Raw genomic sequence first — 26,280 nt, 5'->3', positions numbered from 1 at the left:
GGAGGCTCATCCATGTCCCTCGATCTTCTCCTCGGCGGCCTCGTTGCGCTTGGTCTTGCCGGTTATCTCGTCCTGGCGCTGCTCAGGCCGGAACGGTTCTAGGAGGCCCGACCGATGACCCTCAACGGCTGGCTTCAGATTGCCATCATTCTCGCGACCGTCCTGCTGGCGGCCATGCCGCTCGGTGCCTTCATGGCCAAAGTCTACGCCGGCAAGCGCACCTTTCTCTCGCCTGTGCTCGGGCCTGTCGAGCGTAGCTTCTATGCGTTGGCGGGCGTCGATCCCGCCCGCGAGCAGGGTTGGCGCGCCTATGCGCTGGCGATGCTCCTGTTCAATGCGGCGGGCTTCGTCCTGCTTTACGCACTCCTGAGGCTGCAAGGCTTCCTGCCCTTCAACCCGCAAGGCTTCGGCGCTCTCTCCCCCGACCTCGCCTTCAACACCGCTGTCTCGTTCGTGACCAACACGAACTGGCAGTCTTACGGCGGTGAGACGACCATGAGCCATTTCTCGCAAATGGCAGGGCTGACGGTTCAGAACTTTCTCTCCGCCGCGACGGGGCTTGCCCTGGCGGTGGCGCTGGTGCGAGGCTTTGCACGCTCCAAGATGAATACGGTCGGCAATTTCTGGGTCGATATGACCCGCTCGACCCTCTACGTCCTTCTCCCGCTGGCCCTGTTCACCGCCATTCTGCTGGTGGCGCTCGGGATGCCGCAGACCATGCTTTCCTCAGTGGACGCAACAACGCTCGAAGGTGCGAAGCAGACAATCGCCCTCGGACCCGTCGCCAGCCAGGTCGCTATTAAACAGCTCGGCACCAATGGCGGCGGCTTCTTCAACGTGAATGCCGCTCACCCCTTTGAGAACGCGACGGCACTCACGAATTTCGTCCAGGTCTGGCAGATGCTGGTGATCTCGGTCGCTATCGTCTTCGCCTTCGGCCGCCTCGTCGGGGACAACCGGCAGGCCCGCGCCCTGGTCTGGGTCATGGGTGTCCTGCTCGTCGCAGGCATCGCGATCACTTATGCAGCGGAAGCAGCCGGAACGCCTATGCTGCATCAGGCTGGGATCAACCCTGCGGACGGCAATATGGAGGGCAAGGAGGTCCGCTTCGGACTGGCGCTATCGGCTCTCTGGGCCGCCGTGACCACAGGTCTGTCGTGCGGGGCGGTGAACGCCATGCACGCGAGCTTCACGCCCATCGGTGGACTCATTCCGATGTTCCTGATGCAGCTCGGCGAGATCCTGCCTGGCGGCGTCGGGTCCGGACTCTACGGAATCCTCGTGATGGCGATCATCGCCGTATTTGTCGCCGGCCTCATGGTAGGACGCACGCCGGAATATCTCGGCAAGAAAATCGAGGCGAAAGAGGTCAAGATGGCCATGCTGGCCGTCCTGATCCTTCCGACCGCGATCCTGGGCTTCTCGGCAGTGGCCGCCGTGATCCCGCAGGGCCTGGCCGGGCTGCTCAATGCAGGCCCTCATGGCCTTTCAGAGATCCTGTATGCCTACTCGTCGGCGGCGGGCAACAACGGCTCCGCCTTTGCCGGGCTCACCGCCAACTCGCCCTGGTACAATACGACGCTCGGGCTTGCGATGCTGCTCGGCCGCTTCGCCTACATCGTGCCGATGCTGGCCATCGCGGGATCTCTGGCTGCCAAGACTAAGCTTGAATCGTCGACAGGCACATTCCCGACCCACGGACCGCTGTTCATCGGCCTGTTGATCGGTGTGATCCTGATCCTCGGCGGCCTCCAGTTTTTCCCGGCCCTCGCCCTCGGCCCCATTGCCGAGCAGGTGATGATGCTCACCGGCAAAACATTCTGACAGGTGCTCCATGAGCAAACATAGTCAACCAACCATCTCGATGTTCGATGGAGCGATCCTGCGCCAAGCGGTTCTCGACTCCGTCAAGAAGCTCAATCCCGGCGACCTTATCCGCAATCCGGTCATCTTTGTGACGGAAGTGGTGGCCTTGCTGGTGACGGTTCTGTTCGTCCGCGATCTCGTGACAGACGCATCCGCGTTTTTCACCGGGCAGATCGCGGCCTGGCTCTGGTTCACAGTGATTTTCGCCAATTTCGCGGAGGCCGTGGCCGAAGGGCGAGGGCGGGCGCAGGCCGACACCTTGCGTCAGGCGCGCACGCAGACCATCGCCAAGCGGCTTTACGACCCCGAACGCAAGGAACTGCATGCAAACGTCCCGGCCCTTGACCTGGAGGTCGGAGACTACGTCCTGGTCGAGGCCGGGGACCTGATCCCCGGAGATGGCGAGGTGGTGGAAGGCATCGCCTCAGTCAACGAAGCCGCCATTACAGGCGAGTCCGCGCCTGTCATTCGGGAATCTGGCGGCGACCGCTCCGCCGTCACGGGCGGCACGACGGTGATTTCCGATTGGCTCGTCATCCGCATCACGGCGGCATCCGGTTCCTCGTTCCTGGACCGAATGATCGCTCTCGTGGAGGGAGCCGAGCGGCAGAAAACGCCGAACGAAATCGCCCTCAACGTTCTCCTGGCAGGCATGACGATCATCTTTCTGATCGCCGTCGTAACGCTTGCGGGCTTGGGGCGCTATTCAGGCGCCGATGTTCCGGTCCCGGTGTTGGTGGCGCTTCTCGTGACGCTGATCCCGACGACCATCGGAGGCCTTCTCTCGGCCATCGGCATCGCGGGCATGGACCGTCTTATCCGTTTCAATGTGCTGGCCATGTCGGGCCGGGCCGTGGAGGCCGCGGGCGACGTGGACACGCTGCTCCTCGACAAGACGGGCACCATCACTTTTGGCAACCGCATGGCCTCCGAGATCATTCCGGTATCCGGCGTCAGCGAGCGGGAGGCGGCAGAGGCAGCCCTTCTGGCAAGCCTCGCGGACGAGACGGCGGAGGGCCGCTCTATCGTGGCGCTGGCTCAGGAGAAGTATGGCGTGAAAGCCCCGGAACAGTCTCCGGAGAATGCACGATTCATCGAGTTCTCTGCGACAACCCGGCTTTCCGGCGTCGATTTCGGCACACGCACTTTGCGAAAGGGAGCCGTCGATGCCGTGCTCCGTTTCGTGCGCGATGCCAGCGGCCGGAATGTCTCCGATGCAGGTTTCGCCGCTGCCGTGGATCGCATTGCCCGCTCGGGCGGAACCCCGCTTGGATTGACCGACGGAAGCAGGCTGCTCGGCGTCATTCACCTGAAGGACGTGGTCAAGCCCGACATCAAGGAGCGTTTTGCGGAGTTGCGCCGCATGGGCATCCGTACCGTCATGGTGACCGGCGATAACCCGGTGACGGCGGCGGCCATCGCCTCGGAGGCCGGCGTCGACGACTTCATCGCCGAGGCGACCCCGCAGGACAAGCTCGACTACATTCGCCGTGCGCAAACGGAAGGCCGCCTCGTGGCCATGTGCGGCGACGGCACGAACGATGCCCCGGCTCTGGCGCAGGCCGATGTCGGCGTTGCCATGCAGTCCGGCACGCAGGCCGCCCGCGAGGCCGGAAACATGGTGGATCTCGACTCCAATCCGACCAAGCTCATCGAGATCGTCGGCATCGGCAAGCAGCTCCTGATGACGCGCGGGTCGCTGACCACGTTCTCCATCGCGAACGACGTGGCGAAGTACTTCGCGATCATTCCGGCCCTGTTCGTGGCCGCCATTCCCGAACTCGGCACGCTGAACGTCATGGAGCTGTCGACGCCGCAGAGCGCCATCCTGTCGGCGGTGATCTTCAACGCGCTCGTCATCATCGCGCTGATCCCGCTGGCGCTGCGTGGCATTTCCTATCGGCCGCTCGGCGCAGCGACCCTGCTCCGCCGCAATCTCCTGGTCTATGGTCTTGGCGGGCTCGTCGTACCCTTCATCGGCATCAAGATCATCGATCTTGCCGTCACTGCAATTGGCTGGGCTTAAAAGGAGGCCGATATGTCTTACCTTCGACCCGCACTTGTCCTGCTCCTGCTGTTCACAGCCCTGACGGGACTTGCCTATCCCTTCGCCGTTACGGGCATCGGACAGGCTTTCTTTTCCGCACAGGCCAATGGAAGCCTTGTCGAAAGAGATGGCCGCATCATTGGATCCGATCTGATCGGGCAGGCCTTTACGTCCGACCGTTATTTCTGGCCCCGGCCCTCCGCCACGAGCGCCGCCGATCCGACAGATCCAACGAAGACCGTGGATGCGCCCTACAACGCGGCGGCCTCGACCGGCTCCAACCTGGGGCCGACCTCCTCGAAACTGGCGGATCGTCTGACAGCGTCCTCGGAGGCCTGGCGCAAGGCGGGCTTGTCGCAACAGATACCGGGCGATGCCGTCACCACGTCCGGCAGCGGCCTCGATCCGCATATCTCTCCTGCCTTCGCGAAGGCTCAAGTCGCTCGAATTGCCTCAGCCAGAAACATGTCCGAGGCTCAGGTGCGACAGGTCATCGAAACTGCAACGGAGGGGAGAACCTTCGGCCTCCTTGGAGAACCACGGGTCAATGTTCTGCGGGTCAACCGCGCGCTCGACAAACTGGGTTCTTGAGGGGGGCCGCAATGGCTGATCGTAAAATAGCGGAGGCTCCGTCCTGATGGCTCTGACCGAGACGCCCCGTGCGTCCCCGGACGCGCTTCTCACCCTCGCCAACCGCGAAGGTCGCGGCCGCCTCAAGATTTTTCTGGGGGCGGCCCCCGGCGTTGGAAAGACCTATGCCATGCTCCAGGCCGCCCGGACGGCAAGAGAGGGCGGGACGGATGTGGTGATCGGCCTCGTCGAGACCCATGGGCGTCAGGAAACAGAGGACCTTCTCCAGGGCTTCGAGATCTTGCCCCGCCTATCCGTTCCATACCGCGGCCGGATGGTGCAGGAATTCGATCTTGATGTCGCGCTTCAGCGCCACCCTCGGCTCATTCTCGTCGACGAATATGCTCACACCAATGCCCCTGGCAGCCGTCATCCGAAGCGGTGGCAGGACATCGAGGAGCTGCTGGCGGCAGGGATCGATGTCTGGACGACGCTTAACATCCAGCATCTCGAAAGCCTCAACGACGTCGTCCAGCGCATCACGCGGGTTCGCGTGCGCGAGACCGTGCCCGATACGGTGTTCGACGAGGCGAATGAGCTGGTTCTCGTCGACCTCCCGCCGGACGAGCTCCTCAAGCGGCTGGCCGAGGGTAAGGTCTATGTTCAGGACACGGCGGCTCGCGCCGTCGACAATTTCTTCCGTCCCAACAACCTCGTTGCCCTGCGCGAGCTGGCCCTTCGCCGGGCCGCTGAGCGCATCGACAGCGACCTGCTCGAACGGATGCAGAGCAGCGGACTTGAAGGACCCTGGGCGGCCGGAGAGCGCATCCTGGTCTGTGTCGGCACCGACGAGAGCTCGCCGGCGGTGGTGCGTCATGCCAAAAGGTTGGCCGAAGCGATCGGTGCGCCCTGGCTTGCCGTGACCGTGGAGAGGCCGGGCGTGTTGCTCGGGAGCGAGGAGCGGCGGCGCATCGATGAAACGCTCCAGCTAGCCGAGCGCCTGGGTGCCGAAGAGGCCAAGACCCTCGTCGCAGGCGACATGGTTCAGGAACTGCTGCGGTTCGCCCGGTTTGAGAACGTCACCCAGATCGTGGTAGGACGATCCCGTGGCGGCTTGTGGTCCGAACTTGTCGGGCATTCCTTGCCCCACCAACTGGTCCATCATGCCGAGGATATCGCCATTCACGTCGTGACCGCCAAGGACGCGCAGGCCCGAAAGGTGCGATGGTGGAACCGTCTCCCACGGATGGAGGTCAGCCAGTCGTGGGCTCCTTTCCTGTGGTCGGCCCTTGCCGTTGCTGCGGCTATCGTCGTCGGGCTGGCGATGACCTCCGTAGTCTCGCTGCCGAATGTCTCTATGATCTTCCTGGTCGCCGTGCTGTTTGCCGCCGTCCGGTTCGGCATCTGGCCTGCCGTCTTCAGCTCGATCCTGTCGTTCCTCGGCTACAATTTCTTCTTCATCGATCCGGTCTACACCTTCACGGTCGCCCGTCCGCACGAGCTGCTTGCGCTCTTCATCTTCCTGGGCGCTGCCGTTTTGACCTCGGCCATTGCCGGACGGGCGCGGGAGCAGGCTGCGGCTGCGGTCAGCCGGGCGCGGGCGACGCGGCGGCTCTACGAGTTCACCCGCAGGCTGTCCAGCTTCCCCGATGCCAATGCGGTCGCCGAGGGAGCCGTCGTCGAATTGAACGGCTATCTCCATCGGCCGGCAGCTATCCTCCTGCCGCAGGGCGATAAACTCGAGCTTGCAGCCTCCTGGCCACCGGAAGATGAACTGGATACCGCTTCGGCCTCGGCAGCGCGCTGGGCTTACGAGAAGGACGAGGCGGCGGGTGCCGGGACGGGAACGCTGCCGTCAGCCCGCTGGCTCTTTCTGCCCCTGCGCTCCCCCCATGGCTGTGTCGGAGTCATGGGCCTCGCGCTCGATGGAAACATGCTCGACTCGGAAGCCCGGACCCTCGCCGAAACCGTGGCAGAGCTGACGGCTGCAGCCATGGAGCGGGCACGGCTGGCACGGGAGATCACGGCGGCTCATACCGCGACCGAGACGGAACGAGTCCGCAATACACTGCTGACCTCGATCAGCCATGACTTCCGCACGCCTCTCGCGTCGATCCTCGGAGCGGCGACCAGCCTCATCGACTACGGGCCGAGAATGCCGGAACGGGCGCGGCAGGATCTGCTCGATCAGGTGAAGGACGAGGCGGAGCATCTCGACCGGATGGTCCGCAACCTGCTCTCGATGACCCGCGTCGAGGCAGGAGCCCTTGAGCTTCGCCGCGATTGGGTCGATGTCCGGGAGGCATTCGACAGAGTCGTGGCTCTCGCGAAACGACGGGGGGCGACGCAAGGCTTCCGGGTTGTCGTCGAGCCGGACATTCCCTTCGTCCTGGCCGATCCTTCTCTGCTCGACCAGGCCCTTGCCAACATCGTCGGCAATGCCATCCGCTATGCGGGACCGGAGGCGCGAGTCGAACTTGCGGCCCATCAGGAGGGGGGTGAGATCGTGCTCTCCGTGACGGACAATGGACCGGGCATCTCCTCAACGCTGCTCCCTAAGGTTTTTGAGAAGTTTGTCCGTGGCCGCGAACAGGATGGCGACGGGGGCGAAGGCACAGGACTGGGACTTGCCATCGCGAAAGGGATCGTCGGTGCCCATAATGGATCGATTGCTGCCGAAAGCCCGGTCGCGAACGGTCACGGTACACGCATCTCGGTCCGGCTGCCACTGAAGGAGACAAAGCCATGACCAGCCCGACGCGGGTGCTCGTCATCGATGACGAACCGGCGATCTTCCGTTTCCTCAAGCCGGCTCTAGAAGCGAACGATTATGAAGCGGTCGGCGCGGGAACGGCGGCCGAAGGCCTGAGGCGCATCGCAGGGGATGCTCCCGATGTGGTCGTGCTCGATCTCGGTCTTCCCGACATGGACGGCAAGGAGGTGATCGCCCGTGTGCGCGAATGGTCCGATGTGCCGATCATCGTGCTATCTGCCCGTGACCGCGAGGCCGAGAAGATCGCCGCCCTCGACCTCGGCGCGGACGACTTCGTCAACAAGCCGTTCGGCATGGGCGAATTCATGGCTCGCCTGCGCACGGCTCTGCGCCACCGCATGCAGCGCAAGGGCGAGACCCCGGTTTTGAGCGTGGGAGGATTGGAGATCGATATTCCCCGGCGTCGCGTGACGTTACAGGGAGCAGATGTGAGCGCCACTCCCAAGGAATTCGATCTCCTCGCCTTTCTGGCGAGCCACGCGGGTAAGGTGGTGACGCACAAGCAGATCCTAACAGCCGTCTGGGGTGCGGCCCACGAGAACGACACGCAATATCTACGGGTCTATGTCGGCCAGCTCCGGCAGAAGATCGAGCCCAACCCCTCCGATCCGCGCTTTCTTCTAACGGAGCCTGGAATCGGCTACCGCCTGATCGATACGGTCTAGGTCCCTTCGAAGCAGGATCTTTATACGGCCTTTATAACGAGCTCTCGACTTCCCAATCGAATATTTATCCCAATCTGACCATGTGTGACCCAAAGGGTCAGGACGCATTGTTCGGTTGGGTTAAGATGCCAATCGCGTTCCTGTCTGTTGGGATCGCCAAGATGTGGCCGAAACAAAATCTCGCGAGGCAAAACCTGGAACGTGAGCGCCGTACTCTCCTGTCACGGATCGAGGCGGCCTCTCAGCCGACGGCTGACCTTGTGGCAGAGCTGCTGCAACATGCCTGTCCCCGCCTTCAGTCGGCGATCGGACCCAACGATGCCGTGAAGCGGTTGATCGAAGCGCAAGCCTGGCTTGACCTCGGATTCTGGCTGATCGGATGGGAACTGCCCGATTGGTCGATCCACCGCCTGTCCTGCGACGACCAGCGATGGAACTGCGCGATTTGCGTGCGCGGCCTGGCGATCAATTGGATCGAGGATGTGGCCGAGTTCCAGCACGATCATCCGGCCCTCGCGACCATGGGCGCTCTCGTTCAGGCCCAAATTCTCAAGATGCAAGGGCGAGCCCCAAGCAATGTCACCCCGTTCAGACGGATGGAGAATGTCGGAGCGGGTCCAATCACGCATCAGGCGGATCGATAAATGAGTGTTCCGGCCCCGACCCAATCCCGTTCAGCGGAGGCGGAAGCTCCTTCGACCCATCAAGGCTCCAGCTTCTGGCTGCTGACGCTGGGCACGCTCGGGGTCGTCTATGGCGACATTGGCACGAGCCCTCTTTATGCCCTAAAGGAATCCCTCTCCGCCGCCGCTGCGGGCGGTGTCGTGACGCGTGAGATGGTCTTCGGCATCGTCTCGCTCATCCTGTGGGCGCTGATCTTCATCGTCACAGTCAAATACGTGATTTTCATTCTGCGTGCGGACAACAACGGCGAGGGCGGCACGCTGACGCTCATGGCGCTGGCCCAAAAAGCCATGGGTCACAACATCCTCGTCATCACTTTGCTGGGTATGATCGGCGCTGCTCTGTTCTATGGCGATGCCATCATCACCCCCGCCATCTCGGTGCTATCGGCCATCGAAGGCCTGACCCTCGTCAACCCTACCTTCGAGCATTATGTCCTGCCGCTCAGCGGCGTCATCATGATCGGTCTCTTCGCGGTGCAGAGCCATGGCACCGCGCGCGTCGCGGCCTTCTTCGGCCCGATCATGGCGCTGTGGTTCGCGCTCATGGCTTTGGGCGGGCTGCTCCACATCGCGGACGAGCCCCGCATCCTGGCCGCGATCAGCCCGACCTATGGCATCGTCTTCCTCGCCACGCATGGCACGGCGGGCCTGTTCGCCCTCGGGGCGGTGTTCCTCGCCGTCACCGGCGCGGAGGCGCTCTATGCCGATATGGGCCATTTCGGGCGGCGGCCGATTCAGCTCGCTTGGCTCGGTTTCGTCCTGCCGTGCCTTGCCTTGAACTATTTCGGACAGGGCGCGCTGCTGCTCGCCGATCCGGCCAAGATCGAGAATCCGTTCTTCCTGCTCTACCCGGAATGGGCGCTGCTGCCGATGGTCGTCATGGCGACCATCGCCACCATCATCGCGAGCCAGGCGGTGATCACGGGCGCCTTCTCCCTGACCCAGCAGGCGATCCAGCTCGGGCTTTTGCCACGCATGGAGATCCGCTGGACGTCAGAGACCGAGAAAGGCCAGATCTACGTCCCCAAGGTGAACTACATGCTGCTGCTCGCTGTTCTCTTACTGGTGATCACCTTCAAGAGTTCGAGCGCTCTGGCTCACGCTTATGGCATTGCCGTCACGGGCACGATGGTGGTGACCGCCATCATGGCCTTCTTCGTCGTCTGGCGGTTCTGGAAGTGGCCGGCGTGGCTTGCTGCCTGTGTCATCGCGCCGTTCCTGATCATCGACACGATCTTCCTGGCGGCCAATGCCCTGAAGATCCCGCAGGGCGGCTGGATGCCTCTGCTCGTCGGTGCGCTGTTGGTTACGCTCATGTTGACGTGGCGACGCGGCACGCGCATCCTGTTCGAGAAAACCCGCAAAGCGGATGTTCCCCTTAACGAACTCATCGGCATGCTGCATAAGAGCCAGCCCTACCGGGTCAAGGGCACCGCCGTCTTCATGACGAGCGATCCCGAGACCGCCCCCTCCGCTCTCATGCACAACCTCAAGCACAACAAGATCCTGCACGAGCAGAACGTGATCCTGACCGTAAGAACCGAGGACACGCCCCGCGTCACTGACGAGGAGCGCGTTCATATCGAGCCTCTCGGCGATTCGTTCTGGCGCGCGACCATGAGCTTCGGCTACATGGAGACGCCCAATATCCCGCGTGGTTTGGCGCTTCTGCGCAAGCAGGGCTTCAAGTTCGACATCATGACGACCTCATTCTTTGTCTCGCGCCGCTCGATCCGGCCGTCCGCTCATGGCGGCATGCCGTTCTGGCAGGACAAGCTGTTCATCAGCCTCTCCAAGTCGGCCAGTGACGCCACGGATTTCTTTCAGATCCCCACTGGACGCGTGGTCGAGGTCGGCACCCAGGTCACGGTCTGAACTAGCTCTTGGCTCATGATCGCGAAGAGCCCAAGAAGGTCTCGAAATGGCACTTTCCTGACCTCAAGCGGATGTCCGCTTTTCCTCCCACTGCGGACATTCATGTGAACCACCCTACGAGACTTTGGAGCCCGGCGCAGTAAGGTGCTCTTGATCCTCAGGCAGATCCAGAACCAGTTTCGGAGAGCCTGAATCTTTCTCCATCGTCTCCAACTCGGCGAGCAGATTCCGGCCTCGATCAACCCAGGCATCGGCCAGTGTCGCTACCTTCACCACATACTCTCGATTGAGGTCTCTCTCGGATAGATCAGGGACACGCACACACAATACCTGTATGCGCCGGATCTCATTGCGAAGGTCACCCCAGCGGGAGCGATCATCAATATCCCGGAGGTAGACTGCAAGAGGAAGAGAAACGCGTTCAAAGACTTGCCATTGTCGGTCCGCCACGGGCCCTTGGCTGCCTCCATTCCGGATCAGGAAGTCGAGTGCCCGGGCAAGCTCCAAGTCACGGGTAGATAGCGGAGGAAGGTAGTTCCGCGGAGCTTGCCCATGAATAATTCTTGCGATCTCATCCACTCCGGAAGAGTCGCTGGAGGCCACAGATTGGGGTGACTGCTCACTGCCTTTCGGACACAGTTCGAGTGGGCGATGGCCGCCTGTTCAGGGTAGAAATCGCAAGAATAGCTGCCTTGGCAAGCAAGCCAGCAAGGACAGCAAGGAAAACGACCTCTGGCACGCACGGGAGCCGTGGCGCTCTCTCTTTCGCCTTACGAGCACGACGCATGATCAATGGAACACACACCAATCTGTCGTCTAGGAGACCGTAATCCAAGACGGTTCTTTTGGCCCATTGTCCCTTTTACAAGAGTAGTTACTTGATATGCAGTATCTGCATAAATGGGAGGATATACTCATTGGAGCTTAATAAGCCCTATTTTCACGACGATCAGGAAGCTCGAAAGTTTCTTGAGTCGAAACTGTGGCCGGAAGGGCCGGTTTGCCCGCATTGCGAAGCGGAAGAACGCATCTACGCATTCCAAGGCAAAGGGGTTCGTGAAGGCGTCTACCGTTGCAACAATTGCGATAGGGATTTTACCGTTACAGTAGGCACGGTGATGGAGGGCACTCACCTTCCGTTTCGGAAATGGCTTACGGCAATTTATCTCTTTACGGTGGCCAAGAAGGGCATTTCCGCCAAGAAATTGCAGCGCATCTTGGGCGTGACCTACAAGACTGCATGGTATTTGAGCCATCGCATTCGAGAGGCCATCAAAGAAAATTTTCAGTCCGCCTTGGTGGTGATAGGCGCATTGTTGAGGCGGATGAGACCTTTTGGGGCAACGCCTATGAGAAGCCCCAAGGTGCGCGTGGTTATGCCCACAAGATGAAGGTTGTGACGCTTGTTGAGCGTGACGGACCCGCACGTAGCTTTGTCGTCGGCAATGTGGACGCCGAAACGGTTTCATCGATCCTAGAAGAGCAGGTACATCAAGAGACCGTTCTGAACACCGATGAAGCCGCCTATTACAAGAAGGTCGGCAAGAAGTTTGCTGCTCATGAATCCGTCAATCACGCGGCTAGCGAATATGCCCGTGGCACTATGTCAACTAACAGGGTTGAAGGCTTTATCAGCCTCCTCAAGCGCGGCTTGATCGGCATGTATCACAAGGTCGGCACACAACACCTATCGCTGTATTGCGCGGAGTTTGACTTCCGCTGGAATACCCGCACCTTTAAGGACACGGAGAGGATGGCCGCAATCATCACGCGCTTCGCTGGTGTCAGGGTCAAGTACGGTGGTCAGAGGCAACGGGCTATCGCGATGAACTATAACTATGCGCTTTAGCTTCTCATAATAACTCGCCTTGTCGAAAGGCGTGTCGAAAAGCAGCGTGTATTCCTCATCGCTAAAGAGCACGTAAACGGGATGCTATTGTGCATTATCAGGGATGCTTTGATCGGAAATAAGAGAAAGATCATCCGTCAGACGCTTTGATTTGTACATCGGCCTTCACGCGAACCATTGCTAGGCCAGATTTGTAATTGAGTTGCGTTCAGATGCAGCAAATCTACACGTGTATACTGATATAAATATAATTACTTACTTTCAAACTATCAGCAGCACAGTTGCATAACGGGCCAAAATTTGGAGATAAGCGTATTATTGATGGAAAAGAGGCGACTATTCTTTGGGTCGGAGAGCCTGGACAGGGCTTCCCTCTTAAGAAAAGGATTTTCTATGGCGCTATTTTTACTGTCATGGGCTTCTTGAGGTTTTTCGGTTTAACGAGAGTTTAGTAATCTTTCGAGCCCTTATTAAAGTCGTAAGAGTTTATCTCTTTATAGGCAAAGCCATTTTCTACAATATCACTGATAACGGCTTCGAATTCAGCTTGATTATATGAGTCGATATACGCTTTTTGTATTCTTTAAAAAGAGTATATAAATTAATAGCTACTTCTGCATTCTATTGTGGATAGCCAATAATGATCTTAGTTGTATCAATAAGCCTCCAAATATTATTGGATAGGAGCTCTTTTGCTGACGAGTTGATTTTAGTCATTTGCCATATCTTCTCACAACAGAAAGAAAGCATGGCAATACTACCAGGAAATTGCAAAAGGCTTGGCTATACCAGATTTAGGAGCTACTCTTGCGAAAGGGATAATAGGCCAAAGTTTTGCCTGACAGCAATCGCCACCCTCTATCGCAATCGTTATATCCCACATGTCATGCGACACTGCTACAGCCTCCCTTTCTAGCGGATTGCAGAGCAAGATTTTAGTCGTCTCCTATTCGGGACCGCGTAAATCCAACAGGATCTATAACAAGTACCTGCGCCGATGATTCTCGGCAAAGACCTCGCAACTACAAGACGTGTCACTTCCTAAACGGCGGGAGGAATTGATAAGTGCAACTTGGCCTCAAATCGTTACTCCCGAGCCTCTTATCTGAACAGTAGAATTTGGCGTTTGAACGACTGAGATAGTCCCTTCTAGAGTTCAGGCTCGAAACCGGTTTCTCAACAATGATAGGCGCCGATGAACTGGAGAACTGCCGTTGGCTTCGCCTCTGATGCCGCATCATCCGGTGTGCTTGCTACGTCGATATGGCGCTTCCTCTATTATTTCATCGTTCTTTCCGTTTTTTTGTTCATGTTCACCCCAGTTATTTTTGTATTCTGGGTCAGTGTCTTCGAAAATGCGGTCATCACATTCCCTCCGAGGGGATATAGCCTTAAATGGTTCTCGAATGCATGGGCGGCCGGGGCTTTCCTGGATGGGTTCCTGACCTCGGTCAAAATCGGCCTGTTCGCCATGATTGCTGGCCTAGCACTCGGCATTCCCGCCAGTTTTGCGCTCGTGCGCGGTCGGTTTCCCGGCCGTGAGGTGTTGAACACCTTTCTTCTCTCGCCCCTGATCGTACCCGGCATCGTCGCGGGAACAGCCATCTACATCTACTTCATTCAATTGGAATTATGGACGGGCGTCAGGATGATCTCGACCCTGCCCGGATTTGTTATGGCTCATGTAGCACTGACGATCCCGTGGACGGTTCGCCTCGTATCGTCAACGCTGGTCGGCATGAACAAGTCGCTCGAAGAGGCGGCCATGAGCCTGGGCGCCCGTCCTCTCACAACGTTCACGCGGGTCACTTTACCGACGATACGCCCCGGCGTTTTCGCAGCCGCCATTTTCAGCTTCATCGTTTCCTTTACCGATCTGGAAATGTCTCTTTTCTTGGCAGGGCCAGGACGAACCACGCTGCAAATCGCAATGCTGCAGTACCTGGAATGGAAGTTCGACCCGACGATTGCAGCCGTTTCCGTTGTGCAGATCCTGCTCATCGGAGCCTGTCTCCTGATCACTGATCGTTTCGTCAAGCTGTCGAGGATCGTTTAAATGAAGCAGGTTACCCTCTCTCACGTAGGCAAGACTTATGGCGGAGTGGATGCCGTTCATGACTTCTCGCTTACGGTCAAACAGGGAGAGCTCGTTGCTCTCCTTGGCCCATCAGGCTGCGGAAAGACAACGACACTGCGCATGATCGCGGGTTTCGTTCTGCCGACGGCTGGTGAGATCCGGATCGGTCAGCACAATGTCACCGAGATGCCTCCTTACCGCCGCTCAACCGGAATGGTATTCCAGAACTATGCCCTGTTTCCTCATATGACGGTTTCGCAGAATGTCGGTTTCGGCCTCGAAATGCGCAATGTCGCTCGTGCCGACATTAAGGCACGCGTTCTCGAAATGCTGCGCCTCGTCCACCTGGATCATCTGCTCGACCGTTATCCGCGTCAGCTGTCGGGTGGACAACAGCAGCGCGTCGCGCTGGCTCGAGCGTTGGCGATCACGCCCGATGTTCTTCTTCTCGATGAGCCGCTTTCCAACCTTGATGCAAAACTGAGGCACGCCGTACGTATTGAAATCCGGCAATTACAGCGAAAGCTCGGCTTGACGACGATTTTCGTCACCCATGACCAAGAGGAGGCCCTTGCGGTTGCGGACCGGCTCGTCGTGATGAACAAAGGCAGGATCGAGCAGGTCGGAACGCCACGTGAGCTCTACGATACTCCTCGCACGGCCTTCATTGCCGACTTCATGGGCCGAGCGAATTTTCTGCGGGGATATGTCTCCGCTCCCGGCACTTTTCTGACGCAGTCGGGCCAAAGGTTCTACTTTAGCGGATCCGCCCCTTCGTCGACGTCCATTCTGTCCGTCCGCCCCGATTGCATCGACCTGGTACCGGGAGATGCGGCACCCAAGCATCCGAACGTCCTGTCCGGCATCGTCCGCGCAATCACGTTCCTCGGCCCGGTGAACGAGGTCATGATCGGATCAGATACAGGGCAAACAATCTCTGTCCATAGCCGAACGGCATCGCACGATATCGCCTCGCTCAAAGAAGGCGAACCGGTCCGAATTTCATGGCCGGTGAAAGCCAGTCAGATACTCGATGCATCAGACTGGCCTGACAATGAGGGAAGATACAAGAACCGAACGGAGGACTAACGATGACATCAGCAAGCTTTACACTCTCCAGACGAACTTTTCTCTTGGGTGCCGGAACCGCCATCGGTGCATCAGCCCTTGGCACTCCTGCCCTCGCGCAGGAAAAATCCTGCGTTGTCGGAACATGGGGCGGCGATTATCTCAACCTGCTCGAGGCAAATATCGTCAAGCCGTTGCTGGCACCTCAGGGCATCTCCGTTCAATGGGATGTCGCAGGACAGGGACCTCGCAAGAACAAACTCATTGCAGAGCGGCGCCTACCGAAGGGCACGATCGATGTGGCCTGCCTGCCGGATTCCGATGTCTACGACGTCTCCCTGTCGGGAGCCCTTGAACCGTTGACCGAAGAGAACGTCCCGAATATCAAGAACGTGATCCCGGCTTTGCGCCGCACGCATTCGGTGTCGCAGCTCTTCAGCGGCATGGTGTTGATCTATAACCCGAATCATGCGCAACCCAAGTCCTATGCCGACCTCTGGGATGAGAAGTATCGCGGCAAGGTCGGCATCGTCGATCTGAGTTTCAACTGGATGTATGCCATCGCCGCTCTGGCGGGAGGCGACAGTCTCTCCAATTTCGAGCCCGCGAAAAAGCGGTTGCTCGAATGGAAGAAGCTCGGGGTACGGGTTTACCCATCCAACGAGGCTGTCGGCCAGGCCTTGCAGTCAGGCGAGATCTGGATCACGGCCCTTTGGCGAGGGCGTGCTGTGCAATGGGAAAAAGCCGGCATTCCCGTCACCAATGTGGTTCCGACAGAAGGTCTGATTCCGGTCACCTATGAAGCCTGTATCGCGAAAAACGCACCCAACAAGGAATTCGGCCTCGCCTTCCTGAACGCCATGCTCGATCCTCAGGGTCAGATCGCATTCGCGCAAACCATGGGTTATTCCCCAACAGTTACGAATGCCCAGATTCCGCCCGAACTTGCAAAGAAAGTCAGCTTCTCCGCAGAAGAGACAGCGAAGCTGAGAAACCCGGACTTCGCCTACCTAGCCAAGGAATACCAGAATCTCAGGCAATGGTGGGACAGGGAGTTTCTCGCTTGAGAGACGCCCCGACACTATCTGCGGCTGTTGAGGCGGCCGCCTTGGGCAAGGGCGGGAAGTCAAGGCACAACGTTGCCTCTCTCGCCGTTCCGGCAACATTGACTGTTGCCGGAATCCTCTTTCTGCCCCTGCTCATGCTCTTCAGGATCAGTTTCAATCAATATGATCGCTACGATCTCATGATCGAGACGTTTACGCTCAGCAACTACACCGAAATCCTGACGGATTCCTTCTACCGAAGCGTTCTGCTGCGGACTTTCGAAGTAGCAGTCCTTTCAACGGCGGTCACACTCGCTTTGGCTTTTCCGGTCGCCTATTTCGTTGCGCGTGCTCCTGCTCGATGGAAGAGTCTCTTGATCATACTGACCATCTTCCCGCTCTTCGTCGGCAACATGGTTCGCGCAGCGGGCTGGATGGCCATTATGGGAAATCAAGGATTCTTGAACCAAATTCTCCTGAAAATGGGTCTTATCGGAACTCCAATCGAAATTCTCTACACGCCAAGTGCGGTCTTCGTAGGAATAGTCGCCGTCGTTCTCCCGTTCATGATCTTGTCCTTGCAGAGCGTCATCGAGGGCATAGACCCGAACCTCGAACTTGCGGCTTCCAATCTCGGTGCAGGACCGCTGATGACCTTCAGACACGTCATCCTTCCGCTGGCTCTGCCGGGCGTCTTGGCCGGGACTGTTCTTGTCTTCATTCTTTGCATGAATGCCTACGCGATGCCTGTCCTTCTCGGAGGTCCGCGCTTTCACGTCATGGCACCTCAGGTCTACCAGCAGATTACAGGTCAGTCGAATTGGCCATTCGGCGGGGCCCTGGCTTTCATCCTGATGATGACGACACTCATACTGACGTTCGTGTCGACATCCGTCATCCAGCGACAATATAGACCGTAAACTCGATTCAGGAGCGTTCGATGGCCTCGACTTCCAATCTCGCCCGGTTGCAGGTGCATCTTCGCGATCAGAAAATTGCTGCCCTGGCTCTCGGACCTGGTCCGCACATGCAATATGTAGCTGGCCTTCGTCCTCATTCCGATGAAAGGCCCAATCTTCTTGTCGTTACTCCGCGTGCAGCCGCATTCCTGGTTCCGACTCTCGAAGCGGCAGACATGCGAAAGTCGACCGATCTTCCCTTCTTTACATACGAAGACGGCCAGGATCCGCATGCTCCCCTCATCGCCCTGTTGAACGATCTCGACATCAAAGCGCCTGCGCGTGTTCAAGTCGACGAGAGCATGCGTGCCGACTTCGCCTTGCTGTTCATGCGTGCACTGCAGGTTTCGGACGTCGGACTTGCATCTGAAAGCGTCGGCCGCCTCCGCCAGTGCAAGACATCGGAGGAAATTGCTGCGATAGAAGCGAATGCCCTGATCGCCGATGAGGCAATGCGTAAGGCCTTCGAGGCCATAAGACCTGGAGTAACGGAGCGGCATGTGGCCGCTGCCATAGCCAGTTCGTTCGAGGCACAAGGGGCTAAGCCGCTCTTCGGGATCGTCGGAGGTGGGGAGAACGGTGCATTTCCCCATCATTTCACCAGCGATCGCGTTCTGAAGACCGGTGACGCTGTCGTCATCGATCTGGCAGGCAGGTTCGGCGCATTCTCCAGCGACATCACGCGCATGGCTCATGTGGGCCCTCCAAGCACCGAATACCTGCAGGTCCACGGGATCGTAGAGCGGGCCGTCCAGGCCGCCCTGAAAGCGGCTGTTCCTGGCGCCATCGCAAAGACTGTGGATGCTGCCGCCCGCAATGTCATCCGCGATGCAGGCTACGGTGAGTACTTCACCCACCGCACTGGCCATGGCCTTGGATTGGAGGGGCACGAGCCCCCTTATATCACCGCTATGAGTGAAACCGTTCTCGAAGAGGGGATGGTTTTTTCCATTGAACCTGGAATCTATCTGCCCGGCCGTTTTGGCCTTCGGCTGGAGGAAATCGTGGTCCTCGAAAAAAATGGTCCACGCATTTTGAGTCGGCTGAGCCGGGATAGCGTCATCTGCTGATGCCCGATTGGGCAGCGCACGGATCTTTCCGATCCGTGCTTCACCTCATGCTTGTCAGCGCGAGGCTAGCCCGTTCAAGGCGAGCACTTTATTTGTTGGCAAGGAGTTCTGCGTCAAGAAGACTTACTCCGCCGCAAACACAGGGGCGAGTATGGAGCCGGACCGGCGCAAGGGCCCAACTTCTCTCTCCACCAACGGCAAAACCTCTGCCCCGAATCTTTCGAGCGATCGCCGCGCCCGGGCGATTGGCATTCCGCCGAACTGGAAGAAGCAGTTATAATGCACCGGCCTCAGCTTCCGGAACTCCGCTACGATCCGCTCGGCGACGTGCTGTACGTCGCCAATGATGAGATTGCCGACGAATGTCTCGACCGGCGGCTCGTCGGGCAAGGGAGGCGCGTCGATCAGCGAGCCGCTCAGATCGATGCTCGATTCGCGCAATGCCAGCACGAGCCGTGCCACATAACGAGCGCGCTCGCCGGCCTCCCGGGCCTCTTCGCGGCTGTCGGTGACATGGATATATTGCTGAATGGCGAGGGGCATTCTTTCCGGGTCGAGTCCACCAGCCACCCAGCTTTTCCTCACCTGTTCGGCAACACCCGGCAACGCAGGAGATCCACGCCACCCAGCGGTGATGAACGGAACCCCTCCCCATTTTGCCAGACGGGACAGAATTTGCGGATGAGGCGACGTAACGAAGACAGGAGGGAGAGGCTTCTGGACGGGGCGAAGGGTGAAAACCGTGTCGGGCACCTGGATGTAACGCCCGGCAAATTCAACCCTTCCCTCCACGAGGGCCTGCTCTACGACCGACCAGTACTCAAGGAACACATCGGTCTTCGCATCGACATCGGCCCCGAAGCGCTCGAATTCGTATTTCTGATAGCCGGTTCCGACGCCAAGCACGGCACGGCCGTCGGTCTGCTGATCGAGCAGAGCGATTTCCTGCGCTACGCGCAGGGGATGATAAAGCGGGAGCACGACAACGCCGGCCCCAAGCTTGATCCGCTTCGTATATCCCGCCATATGGGCCGCCATCATCAGCGGCGAGACACTCACGGAATAATTCGTGAAATGATGTTCCGCAAACCAGGCGGTTTCGAATCCGATCTCCTCGGCCAACGAAACCATCTCGCGAGTATCGGCGATGACGCCGGCGACCCCATCCGGGTGATCGCGAAGGGTCATTAGGTTGAAGATTCCGAGGCTCATGATGCACCCTGCATTATGGAATGAAATATCCGCCACTGATCACGACGACCTCGCCGACCATGTAACGATTGCTCTTGGAAAGCAGGAACTGAACCAGCTCGGCCACATCCTCAGGATCCGCCGCGCGCCCGATCGGCGTCGTTGCTGCAATTTCCGGCAAGAACCCGGAGGCCTTTGCCTTCTCGGTCGCGATGGCTGCTGGGGCTACGCCATTGATCAGCACGCCATCCGAAGCAAAGGCCTCTCCCAGACTCTTCGTGAGGCTGACCACGGCCGCTTTCATGGAAGCATAATGAATGTTCTTCGGATGAGCCTTGAAGGCATCGATCGAAGCCACGTTCACGATGCGGCCACTGCGTCGCAGGCGCATGTGCTCGATCGCGGCAACGCTCATGTGATACAGCCCACGAACATTGACGGCGAAGCTGAAATCCCAGTCTTCGTCCGACACTTCCAGAATCGGGCGACGCGGATAAACGCCCGCGCAATTCACCAGTCCCTGAATCGGTCCCAGCGCATTGACCGCCTGTTCGAATAAGGCATGGGCCGATGCCTTGCGGGTGATGTCGCCGCAAATTGCCGCTACCCGCCCGCCCGCCGTTTCTAGTTCTGCCGCGAGAGCTTCAGCCGCCTGCCGATCAATATCGATGATGGCAATCCGTGCGCCGGCTGCGGCGAGCGTACAACAGACCGAGCGACCAAGCCCGCTGGCTCCGCCGGTGACGACGATGGATTGATCTTTTACGTCCATGGACGGCTCCTTCGGAAGGGGCTCCCTCATACGGGGTAAAAGGCAGCGCCACTCATTTCAAACGGCAAATTCTACTGAGCAAATAAGTGCCGTACCACACACATTAATGACCAAGCTGCTCTAATATCGGCCCAACTTATCCTGATTTGCGGGCCTTCAGCTTCAGCAGTAGCCTGAGAACGATTGAGAGGTTCTATGGCTACTACCCTTGGTCTCTTCAACTTGATGGGCCTTTACGATCGGAATACATCGCCCGACTCGGTCCTGAGAACCACGGTCGATGCTGTCTGCATGGCCGAGGATCTGGGCTTCGACATCGCCTGGTTCGCCGAGCATCACTTCACCAATCACTCGATCTGTCCCTCTCCGCTCCTGATGGTGGCGCATTGCGCCACCCAGACGAAGCGCATTCGTCTGGGGCCTGCCGTCTTGGCGCTGCCGTTTCACAATCCGCTGCGGGTCGTCCAGGAGATCGCATTCTCCGAATTGCTCACGCGCGGGCGCTTCGCGCTTGGGCTCGGAAGCGGGTACCAACCCTACGAGTTCAACCGCTTCCGCATCATCCCTGAGAACAAGCACAGGATGATGCTCGAAGCCTGGGACATCATCGAGCAGGGGCTCAAGATAGGTTCCATCAATTATTCGGGTGAATTCTATGAAATCGCTCGAACCGATCTTCCCATGCGGCCCTTCGGTCTCGCTATGCCCGAGATCTTCGTTGCGACGAGCCATCCGGACGCCGTTGCCCGCGCAGCCAGGGGGAACCACACAGTGTTCATGAGTTTCGGCCACCGCGGGTTGGCGGCCGCAGCGGCCTTTCGGAAGAGCATTGCCGAGCGCTGGCAAGCCGCCGGGGGCGACCCCGACACGATGCCGCTCGGCGTTCAACGCTATGTTTACGTTACGGACGACGCGGACGATGCACGACACGCGGCACGCTGCGTCCGCGATCTCGCGCGCGCGGCTGTCACGCTCAACACCCCTTCCCCCTCCAAGGACGGCCCCTTTTTGAGGCTGATGCCCCTCAACGACGAACCCCCTTTGGATGATTTCCTGGACAATGCGATCATCGGCCCGGCCAATTACTGCGCCGATCTGCTTCATCAGGAGCTGGAGACCCTCAAGCCCACCCATTTATCCTGCTTCATGGGATTTGCCGGGATAGGGCGCCATGAGACCCTGGCTTCGATCGAACGTTTCGGTTGTGATGTTGTACCGCAGCTCGGTACTATGATCGAATTGCGATCGGACCCTCTCCTGGGTGCCGCATGAGAGGCGACGCTGTCGGTCACGATACGGGGGTGGACATGAGCGGGGGGAATAGGGCGTCACCAGATCTTCAGCCCAACCAGACGCCCGATGCCGGCCCGGCCAGGGGCGATCAGGACATACGTGTCGGTCGGCGGCTGTCCCGCCTCCCGCCGTTGAACCTCTTCCGGGCCTTCGATGCTGCAGCGCGGCATGGCAGCTTCACTCTCGCGGCGGATGAGCTTTGCGTCACCCAATCCGCCGTCAGTCAGCAGATCCGCCAGCTTGAGGATTTTCTTGAGGTCCGTCTGTTTCGGCGGCTGCCACGCAGGATCGAGTTGACCCGCGAGGGTCGTTCGCTGGCGGGCTCAATCCAGGAAGCTCTCGCTATGATCGGACGGGCCTGCGACAGGCTCGTCGATCCGTCCCTTCCGACCGTCATCTGCGTCAACGCTGCCCCATCGATTGCGAGCCGATGGCTCCTGCCACGGCTCAAGCGCTTCATGGAGCTGCACCCTCAGATCAAGGTGACACTGCTTGCGTCGAACGATACCGTGGATTTCGAGCGACAGGATATCGACGTCGCGATCCGCTGGGGCAACGGACGCTGGCCGGGCATGCGCGCCGAGCTGCTGGCACAGGAGCCGGTTTTTCCCGTCTGCAGCCCCTCGCTTCTTTCAGGCAGCGGGCCGGTCAAGCGCCCTGAAGATTTGACCCAGCAAACTCTGCTTCAGGTCGTCAATGGCAGTCCGTGGACTTCATGGTTCGAGGCGGCCGGATGCTCCGGAATGAGCTTTGGCGATATTCTCTATTTCAGCGACAGCGTCCTTATGCTCGAAGCCGCTGCACAGGGGCAAGGCATCTGTCTGACCAGTTACTTTCTGGCAGAGCAGGATCTCAGAAGCGGCCGCCTCGTCCATGCTTACGACGTCGAGATCCAGGCGGAAGAGGGATTCTATGTCCTTTCCAGCACGGAGTACGGCGACAAGCCTGCCATAGCCAGCTTTCGGCGCTGGATTCGCCTGGAAGCGGAACGTGCCATCACGCAACGCTACACCACGGATTCGTAATCTTCTGCCGATGAAGGAGTCGCATTCGCGGCGTTGCAGCAGTCACGCCAGCCCATCGCACGGTATCGAACGATGGACTAAACGGATAGGCCGGTATCAGGCCTCAGCTTTGTGGGCCCCGGCAATCGCATAGGTTTCGATCTCAATTCTCTGCCATGGACGCAGGAAGGATGTCACCTGCACCGTCGTACTGGCCGGCCTGATATCCTTGAAGACCTCGCCGTGCGCGCGGGCAATCTCTTCGAAATCTGCTATATCGGTAACGTAAACGACAGTCCGCACGACATCCTCAAAGGAAGAGCCTGCCTCCCGAAGGGCGCGGCCGATGATGTCGAAAGCCGCCATCATCTGCGTATAGCTGTCACTGTTTTCGTGGCCTTTGGGAGCGCAGGTTCCTGATACGTGAATCTGGTCGCCATAGCGAACGGCGCGCGAGTAGCCATAGATGGGCTCGTAGGGAGCACCTGATGAAATGTTCAAGCGTCGAGAGGTCATGTCTAAAGGTTTCTTCGATTAGCGTTTCACGATAGTCGCGGTCTTTTGTGCGACCGCAGGCTCGTTAAGGAAGTCGATGAGGTGTCTGGTCACTTCCTCGGGGGCATCCTCCATGAGGAAATGCCCGCCTCCCTCGATCAAACTCAAAGTCGGGCCACCCAGGATGCGCTGCAACCGCACGGCCTGATCGACAGGGATCCATGTATCGTCCGTGCCCCATATGATCCGGACCGGAACGTCCAATGGACCGAGCTGGCGCTCGAGCCTGTCCGTGTGTCGTGGATCGATTTGAGCAACCCGATTATACCAGACTGCCTGGCCGAGATCTCCCTGGAACGGCTTCATATAAGCCAGGCGCGCCACATTCTGGATCGGCTTGAAGGTCGTCGACCGGATTCTGGCTTCCAGGATCTGTTCGTAGATCCAGTTCGGCATCGTACGATAGGCTTCGATGTATTTCTGGGCATGCAGTGTTGCCGCCGTGACGCAGGGATTGAGCATCGCTGCGCTGACGAAGGCGATGCGCTCGTAGCGGCATCCTTCGTCATAATAGGCGATCATGCCGTAGCTGTTTCCGATATCGTGGAGAACGATGGCTGGCCGATCGAGCTTCCAATAATCCAGAAGCTTCTTGAGAACCCGAGCCTGACGCGGATCGCTCACATCCATCCCGTCGCGCCTCTCGGACAAACCTTGTCCAGGAAGATCATAGAGATAGACACTATGAGTTTCCGCCAATCTCGGAGCAACATGGCGCCAGATGAACGAATGGCTTGGAAAACCATGAACAAGAACGACCGGAGGGCCAGATCCCATGATGTCGTATGCGACTTCGACACCGTCAACGACGGTTCGGCGAGACAATGTCCAGGTCGTCATCTGCGTTCCTTGCTGGAAGATACCGGTGATTGCATCTGGATCGTCGAAGCACCTTTCTCTCTCTCCCGGCAGAAGAGCTGAAAGATATTGCCTTCAGGATCGATGACTGAAAGAAGACAGCCATGATCGCCCATGTCGCGGCGCTCGATCACTGTGCCGCCAGCCGCCGTGATCCGGTCGTCATCGAAATCATCCACTTCGAAAACCGGGATCGCTCCGGCAGCAGCCGGAGGCGCCTCGCTTAACGATCCAATGGCAAAGCTTGCGCCACCGGCCTCATACTGAACCCACTTTTCCCCATCGGCGAATTTGAGCGGCAGTACAAGAACTTGCTCGTAGAAGGCCCTTGCCGCAGGCACGTTCTTGCAGGGAAAATATATAGACTGCAAATGCTTCACACGCATGGAACGACTCACCGGTTTCTGCTTGGTTTCATGCGAACTCCGGCAATGAAGGCTTGTCGTGAACGACCTGGTACTGCCCGGCGCGGTAGACGAGAGCAGGTCGGTTAGGTTCGCATTGTACCGCTCGCACGCCACCGATGAAGATCGTGTGCGTCCCTCGATCTAAGGCATCGATAACATCGCAATCAAGAACGGCGATCGCGTCTGCCATGACTGGAGCCCCCGTCGCGAGGGTTGTCCAATGCTCGGCGGCAAAACGATCCTCGCCGCGAAGGCCCGTGCGCCCTGCGAAACGATCGGCACGTTCACCATGATCGCCTGCCACCACGTTTACGCAGAAGCTGCCATAGCGCTGTATCATCTTATGTCCTTCGGACGACTTGTTGACGCAAACGATCAGACTGGGAGGATCGGTCGACAGGGAACAGAGTGCGGTGACGGTCAGGCCGCGTCGATCCTCCCCTTTTCCTGCCGTGACGATGGTGACGGCACCGGCCACCTCGCGCATGGCAAGACGAAAATCAGATACTTCTGCGAAAGACGGCGCGGGCTTCCATTCAACCCGGGAAGATCCTGTCATGTAAGCATCCCGTTGGTATCCGGTTTTGCCGGCGAAAGACTCGAAGATGCCGGTTTGAGACCATGTATTTGTTTCATGAGAAACAGGTATTCCGACCAGGATGGCTTTTCAAACGGTCGTTTCTTAGAGATTCATAAGATGTTGTTCGGATGAGAAATTGGCCAAGCTCCGCTTATTCCTCATACGCCGAACGAAAATGCGTGTTGCCGATCTCGGCCGAGAATTTCGGGAGATCTCGTTTACGTGGCCCGTTAGCCTGCAGTCCACCCGCCATCCACCATGAGCGCAGAACCCGTGACCAGGGCCGAAGCATCGCCAGCGAGATAGAGCACGGCTCCCATGAGATCCTCGACACGCCCGACCCGTCCGATCCTGATCTTCGACAGAACCGTCTCCCGGACACCTGGCGTTTTGAGCGTATCCTCCGTCATGGAGGTTTCGATGAAGGTCGGACAGATCGTATTCACGCGAATGCCATGCGGCCCGAGCTCGATCGCCATGACCTTCGTCAGGCCCTCAATCGCAAACTTGCTGGCGCAGTAAACGGAGCGACCGGCCGCACCGACATGTCCCATCTGGGACGACATGTTAATGATCGAACCGGCTTGTCCCGCATCGATCAGGCGGCGAGCCACTGCCTGAGACAAGAAAAAAGTTGCGCGAACATTGAGGCCTACGATCGTGTCGAAATCATCTTCGGAAACGGCCAGCATCGGCTTGGGGCGGTTCATTCCCGCATTGTTGACAAGAATGTTGTAAGGATCCCGTGAGGCGATCAGCGAAGCAACACTCTCCGTGCAGGTAATATCCAAGGCGACATGATCGGCCGAGCAGCCCTTGCCCCTGAGCGCTGCGGCAGCCTCGGCGATTTCGTCTCGCGAGCGGGCTACCAAGGTCACATGAGCTCCGGCTTCAGCCAGCGCCACTGTCGCCCCCAGACCTATTCCCCGCCCAGCGCCCGTGACGAGGGCCCGCTTTCCCTGAAGCGAAAGAGAAGGCATTCTTGGCAGGTCCATTGCATGTCCACCTTACTGGCAAGCCGCCTTCTTTGCGCTGAAGACCTGCTACGGGTTGCAGCCCCTCGCGGAAT

At 58.8% G+C, this 26,280-nt stretch carries 23 protein-coding genes and 1 pseudogene; 17 read left to right on the top strand and 7 right to left on the bottom strand.

The features are described 5' to 3' along the window. Positions 1 to 12 precede the first annotated feature (12 nt). The 15 genes and pseudogenes from kdpF (at position 13) to L879_RS0102550 (ending at position 18,551) form a co-directional block, all read left to right on the top strand. On the top strand, positions 13 to 102 hold the full coding sequence (gene kdpF / locus L879_RS20170; protein WP_035458373.1) for a K(+)-transporting ATPase subunit F: 90 nt from the start codon (positions 13 to 15) through the stop codon (positions 100 to 102). Positions 103 to 114: 12 nt separating this feature from the next. Next, positions 115 to 1,824, top strand: a complete 1,710-nt coding sequence (gene kdpA / locus L879_RS0102615) for a potassium-transporting ATPase subunit KdpA (protein WP_027314754.1) — start codon at positions 115 to 117, stop codon at positions 1,822 to 1,824. A gap of 10 nt (positions 1,825 to 1,834) precedes the next feature. Further along, on the top strand, positions 1,835 to 3,892 hold the full coding sequence (kdpB, locus tag L879_RS0102610) for a potassium-transporting ATPase subunit KdpB (protein ID WP_027314753.1): 2,058 nt from the start codon (positions 1,835 to 1,837) through the stop codon (positions 3,890 to 3,892). Between the two features lie 12 nt (positions 3,893 to 3,904). Further along, the gene (kdpC, locus tag L879_RS0102605) at positions 3,905 to 4,504 is read left to right on the top strand and encodes a potassium-transporting ATPase subunit KdpC (protein ID WP_027314752.1); all 600 of its coding nucleotides are present in this window, start codon (positions 3,905 to 3,907) and stop codon (positions 4,502 to 4,504) included. A 46-nt stretch (positions 4,505 to 4,550) separates the two neighbouring features. After that, the gene (locus L879_RS0102600) at positions 4,551 to 7,232 is read left to right on the top strand and encodes a DUF4118 domain-containing protein (protein ID WP_027314751.1); all 2,682 of its coding nucleotides are present in this window, start codon (positions 4,551 to 4,553) and stop codon (positions 7,230 to 7,232) included. Further along, positions 7,229 to 7,921, top strand: a complete 693-nt coding sequence (locus tag L879_RS0102595) for a response regulator (RefSeq protein WP_027314750.1) — start codon at positions 7,229 to 7,231, stop codon at positions 7,919 to 7,921. The genes L879_RS0102600 and L879_RS0102595 overlap by 4 nt, the downstream gene beginning before the upstream one ends. A gap of 125 nt (positions 7,922 to 8,046) precedes the next feature. Further along, positions 8,047 to 8,565 (top strand): hypothetical protein, encoded by a 519-nt coding sequence (locus tag L879_RS0102590; protein WP_027314749.1) that lies wholly within the window; start codon positions 8,047 to 8,049, stop codon positions 8,563 to 8,565. Next, positions 8,566 to 10,482: a potassium transporter Kup gene (locus tag L879_RS0102585; protein ID WP_027314748.1), complete on the top strand. Its 1,917-nt coding sequence runs from the start codon at positions 8,566 to 8,568 to the stop codon at positions 10,480 to 10,482. 845 nt (positions 10,483 to 11,327) lie between these two features. Next, a pseudogene (locus L879_RS24150) lies at positions 11,328 to 11,561 on the top strand (transposase); the annotation flags it as partial. A gap of 68 nt (positions 11,562 to 11,629) precedes the next feature. Continuing rightward, entirely contained in the window at positions 11,630 to 12,331 is a 702-nt protein-coding gene (locus L879_RS22505; RefSeq protein ID WP_084020645.1) for an IS1595 family transposase, read from the top strand. Positions 12,332 to 13,526: 1,195 nt separating this feature from the next. After that, positions 13,527 to 14,387, top strand: coding sequence for an ABC transporter permease (locus tag L879_RS0102570; protein WP_051434981.1), 861 nt, complete (start codon positions 13,527 to 13,529; stop codon positions 14,385 to 14,387). Then, positions 14,388 to 15,497, top strand: a complete 1,110-nt coding sequence (locus L879_RS20160) for an ABC transporter ATP-binding protein (RefSeq protein ID WP_051434980.1) — start codon at positions 14,388 to 14,390, stop codon at positions 15,495 to 15,497. A gap of 2 nt (positions 15,498 to 15,499) precedes the next feature. After that, on the top strand, positions 15,500 to 16,543 hold the full coding sequence (locus L879_RS0102560) for an ABC transporter substrate-binding protein (protein WP_027314745.1): 1,044 nt from the start codon (positions 15,500 to 15,502) through the stop codon (positions 16,541 to 16,543). Next, positions 16,540 to 17,442 carry an ABC transporter permease gene (locus L879_RS0102555; RefSeq protein WP_245265151.1) on the top strand — a complete coding sequence of 301 codons (903 nt, stop codon included), beginning with the start codon at positions 16,540 to 16,542 and terminating at the stop codon, positions 17,440 to 17,442. Before L879_RS0102560 ends, L879_RS0102555 begins: the two co-directional genes overlap by 4 nt. A gap of 20 nt (positions 17,443 to 17,462) precedes the next feature. After that, positions 17,463 to 18,551 carry a M24 family metallopeptidase gene (locus tag L879_RS0102550; protein WP_027314743.1) on the top strand — a complete coding sequence of 363 codons (1,089 nt, stop codon included), beginning with the start codon at positions 17,463 to 17,465 and terminating at the stop codon, positions 18,549 to 18,551. A 123-nt stretch (positions 18,552 to 18,674) separates the two neighbouring features. On the opposite strand, the gene L879_RS0102545 is transcribed toward L879_RS0102550, so the two are convergent. Next, a complete protein-coding gene (locus L879_RS0102545; protein WP_027314742.1) occupies positions 18,675 to 19,763 on the bottom strand; it encodes an LLM class flavin-dependent oxidoreductase in 1,089 nt (362 codons plus the stop codon). A gap of 13 nt (positions 19,764 to 19,776) precedes the next feature. Next, positions 19,777 to 20,514: an SDR family NAD(P)-dependent oxidoreductase gene (locus tag L879_RS0102540; RefSeq protein ID WP_027314741.1), complete on the bottom strand. Its 738-nt coding sequence runs from the start codon at positions 20,512 to 20,514 to the stop codon at positions 19,777 to 19,779. Positions 20,515 to 20,709: 195 nt separating this feature from the next. On the opposite strand from L879_RS0102540, the gene L879_RS0102535 reads away from it, so the two are divergent. Then, a complete protein-coding gene (locus L879_RS0102535; protein ID WP_035458371.1) occupies positions 20,710 to 21,786 on the top strand; it encodes an LLM class flavin-dependent oxidoreductase in 1,077 nt (358 codons plus the stop codon). After that, a complete protein-coding gene (gene gcvA, locus L879_RS0102530) occupies positions 21,783 to 22,832 on the top strand; it encodes a transcriptional regulator GcvA (protein ID WP_245265150.1) in 1,050 nt (349 codons plus the stop codon). Before L879_RS0102535 ends, gcvA begins: the two co-directional genes overlap by 4 nt. 96 nt (positions 22,833 to 22,928) lie before the next feature. On the opposite strand, the gene L879_RS0102525 is transcribed toward gcvA, so the two are convergent. The 5 genes from L879_RS0102525 to L879_RS0102505 form a co-directional block, all read right to left on the bottom strand. Beyond that, positions 22,929 to 23,327 (bottom strand): RidA family protein, encoded by a 399-nt coding sequence (locus L879_RS0102525; RefSeq protein WP_027314738.1) that lies wholly within the window; start codon positions 23,325 to 23,327, stop codon positions 22,929 to 22,931. A gap of 18 nt (positions 23,328 to 23,345) precedes the next feature. Further along, positions 23,346 to 24,206 (bottom strand): alpha/beta fold hydrolase, encoded by an 861-nt coding sequence (locus tag L879_RS20155; RefSeq protein WP_084020639.1) that lies wholly within the window; start codon positions 24,204 to 24,206, stop codon positions 23,346 to 23,348. After that, positions 24,203 to 24,610, bottom strand: a complete 408-nt coding sequence (locus L879_RS20150) for a VOC family protein (RefSeq protein ID WP_161634622.1) — start codon at positions 24,608 to 24,610, stop codon at positions 24,203 to 24,205. The genes L879_RS20155 and L879_RS20150 overlap by 4 nt, the downstream gene beginning before the upstream one ends. Positions 24,611 to 24,638: 28 nt before the next feature. Continuing rightward, on the bottom strand, positions 24,639 to 25,190 hold the full coding sequence (locus tag L879_RS20145; RefSeq protein WP_051434976.1) for a flavin reductase family protein: 552 nt from the start codon (positions 25,188 to 25,190) through the stop codon (positions 24,639 to 24,641). 251 nt (positions 25,191 to 25,441) lie between these two features. After that, positions 25,442 to 26,206, bottom strand: a complete 765-nt coding sequence (locus tag L879_RS0102505; protein ID WP_051434975.1) for an SDR family NAD(P)-dependent oxidoreductase — start codon at positions 26,204 to 26,206, stop codon at positions 25,442 to 25,444. Positions 26,207 to 26,280 lie beyond the last annotated feature (74 nt).

Origin of the sequence: Microvirga flocculans ATCC BAA-817 (assembly GCF_000518665.1) — a bacterium.
GTDB lineage: Bacteria > Pseudomonadota > Alphaproteobacteria > Rhizobiales > Beijerinckiaceae > Microvirga > Microvirga flocculans.
The sequence above is the reverse complement of the archived record's forward strand: the minus strand, read 5'-3'. Positions and strand labels throughout refer to the sequence as shown.

Excerpts from the sequence above, each read along its gene's own strand:
- kdpF (WP_035458373.1), top strand. The coding sequence starts at position 13 with ATGTCCCTCGATCTTCTCCTCGGCGGCCTCGTTGCGCTTGGTCTTGCC.
- kdpA (WP_027314754.1), top strand. The coding sequence starts at position 115 with ATGACCCTCAACGGCTGGCTTCAGATTGCCATCATTCTCGCGACCGTC.
- kdpB (WP_027314753.1), top strand. The coding sequence starts at position 1,835 with ATGAGCAAACATAGTCAACCAACCATCTCGATGTTCGATGGAGCGATC.
- kdpC (WP_027314752.1), top strand. The coding sequence starts at position 3,905 with ATGTCTTACCTTCGACCCGCACTTGTCCTGCTCCTGCTGTTCACAGCC.
- L879_RS0102600 (WP_027314751.1), top strand. The coding sequence starts at position 4,551 with ATGGCTCTGACCGAGACGCCCCGTGCGTCCCCGGACGCGCTTCTCACC.
- L879_RS0102595 (WP_027314750.1), top strand. The coding sequence starts at position 7,229 with ATGACCAGCCCGACGCGGGTGCTCGTCATCGATGACGAACCGGCGATC.
- L879_RS0102590 (WP_027314749.1), top strand. The coding sequence starts at position 8,047 with ATGCCAATCGCGTTCCTGTCTGTTGGGATCGCCAAGATGTGGCCGAAA.
- L879_RS0102585 (WP_027314748.1), top strand. The coding sequence starts at position 8,566 with ATGAGTGTTCCGGCCCCGACCCAATCCCGTTCAGCGGAGGCGGAAGCT.
- L879_RS22505 (WP_084020645.1), top strand. The coding sequence starts at position 11,630 with ATGGCTTACGGCAATTTATCTCTTTACGGTGGCCAAGAAGGGCATTTC.
- L879_RS0102570 (WP_051434981.1), top strand. The coding sequence starts at position 13,527 with ATGAACTGGAGAACTGCCGTTGGCTTCGCCTCTGATGCCGCATCATCC.
- L879_RS20160 (WP_051434980.1), top strand. The coding sequence starts at position 14,388 with ATGAAGCAGGTTACCCTCTCTCACGTAGGCAAGACTTATGGCGGAGTG.
- L879_RS0102560 (WP_027314745.1), top strand. The coding sequence starts at position 15,500 with ATGACATCAGCAAGCTTTACACTCTCCAGACGAACTTTTCTCTTGGGT.
- L879_RS0102550 (WP_027314743.1), top strand. The coding sequence starts at position 17,463 with ATGGCCTCGACTTCCAATCTCGCCCGGTTGCAGGTGCATCTTCGCGAT.
- L879_RS0102545 (WP_027314742.1), bottom strand. The coding sequence starts at position 19,763 with ATGAGCCTCGGAATCTTCAACCTAATGACCCTTCGCGATCACCCGGAT.
- L879_RS0102540 (WP_027314741.1), bottom strand. The coding sequence starts at position 20,514 with ATGGACGTAAAAGATCAATCCATCGTCGTCACCGGCGGAGCCAGCGGG.
- L879_RS0102535 (WP_035458371.1), top strand. The coding sequence starts at position 20,710 with ATGGCTACTACCCTTGGTCTCTTCAACTTGATGGGCCTTTACGATCGG.
- gcvA (WP_245265150.1), top strand. The coding sequence starts at position 21,783 with ATGAGAGGCGACGCTGTCGGTCACGATACGGGGGTGGACATGAGCGGG.
- L879_RS0102525 (WP_027314738.1), bottom strand. The coding sequence starts at position 23,327 with ATGACCTCTCGACGCTTGAACATTTCATCAGGTGCTCCCTACGAGCCC.
- L879_RS20155 (WP_084020639.1), bottom strand. The coding sequence starts at position 24,206 with ATGACGACCTGGACATTGTCTCGCCGAACCGTCGTTGACGGTGTCGAA.
- L879_RS20150 (WP_161634622.1), bottom strand. The coding sequence starts at position 24,610 with ATGCGTGTGAAGCATTTGCAGTCTATATATTTTCCCTGCAAGAACGTG.
- L879_RS20145 (WP_051434976.1), bottom strand. The coding sequence starts at position 25,190 with ATGACAGGATCTTCCCGGGTTGAATGGAAGCCCGCGCCGTCTTTCGCA.
- L879_RS0102505 (WP_051434975.1), bottom strand. The coding sequence starts at position 26,206 with ATGGACCTGCCAAGAATGCCTTCTCTTTCGCTTCAGGGAAAGCGGGCC.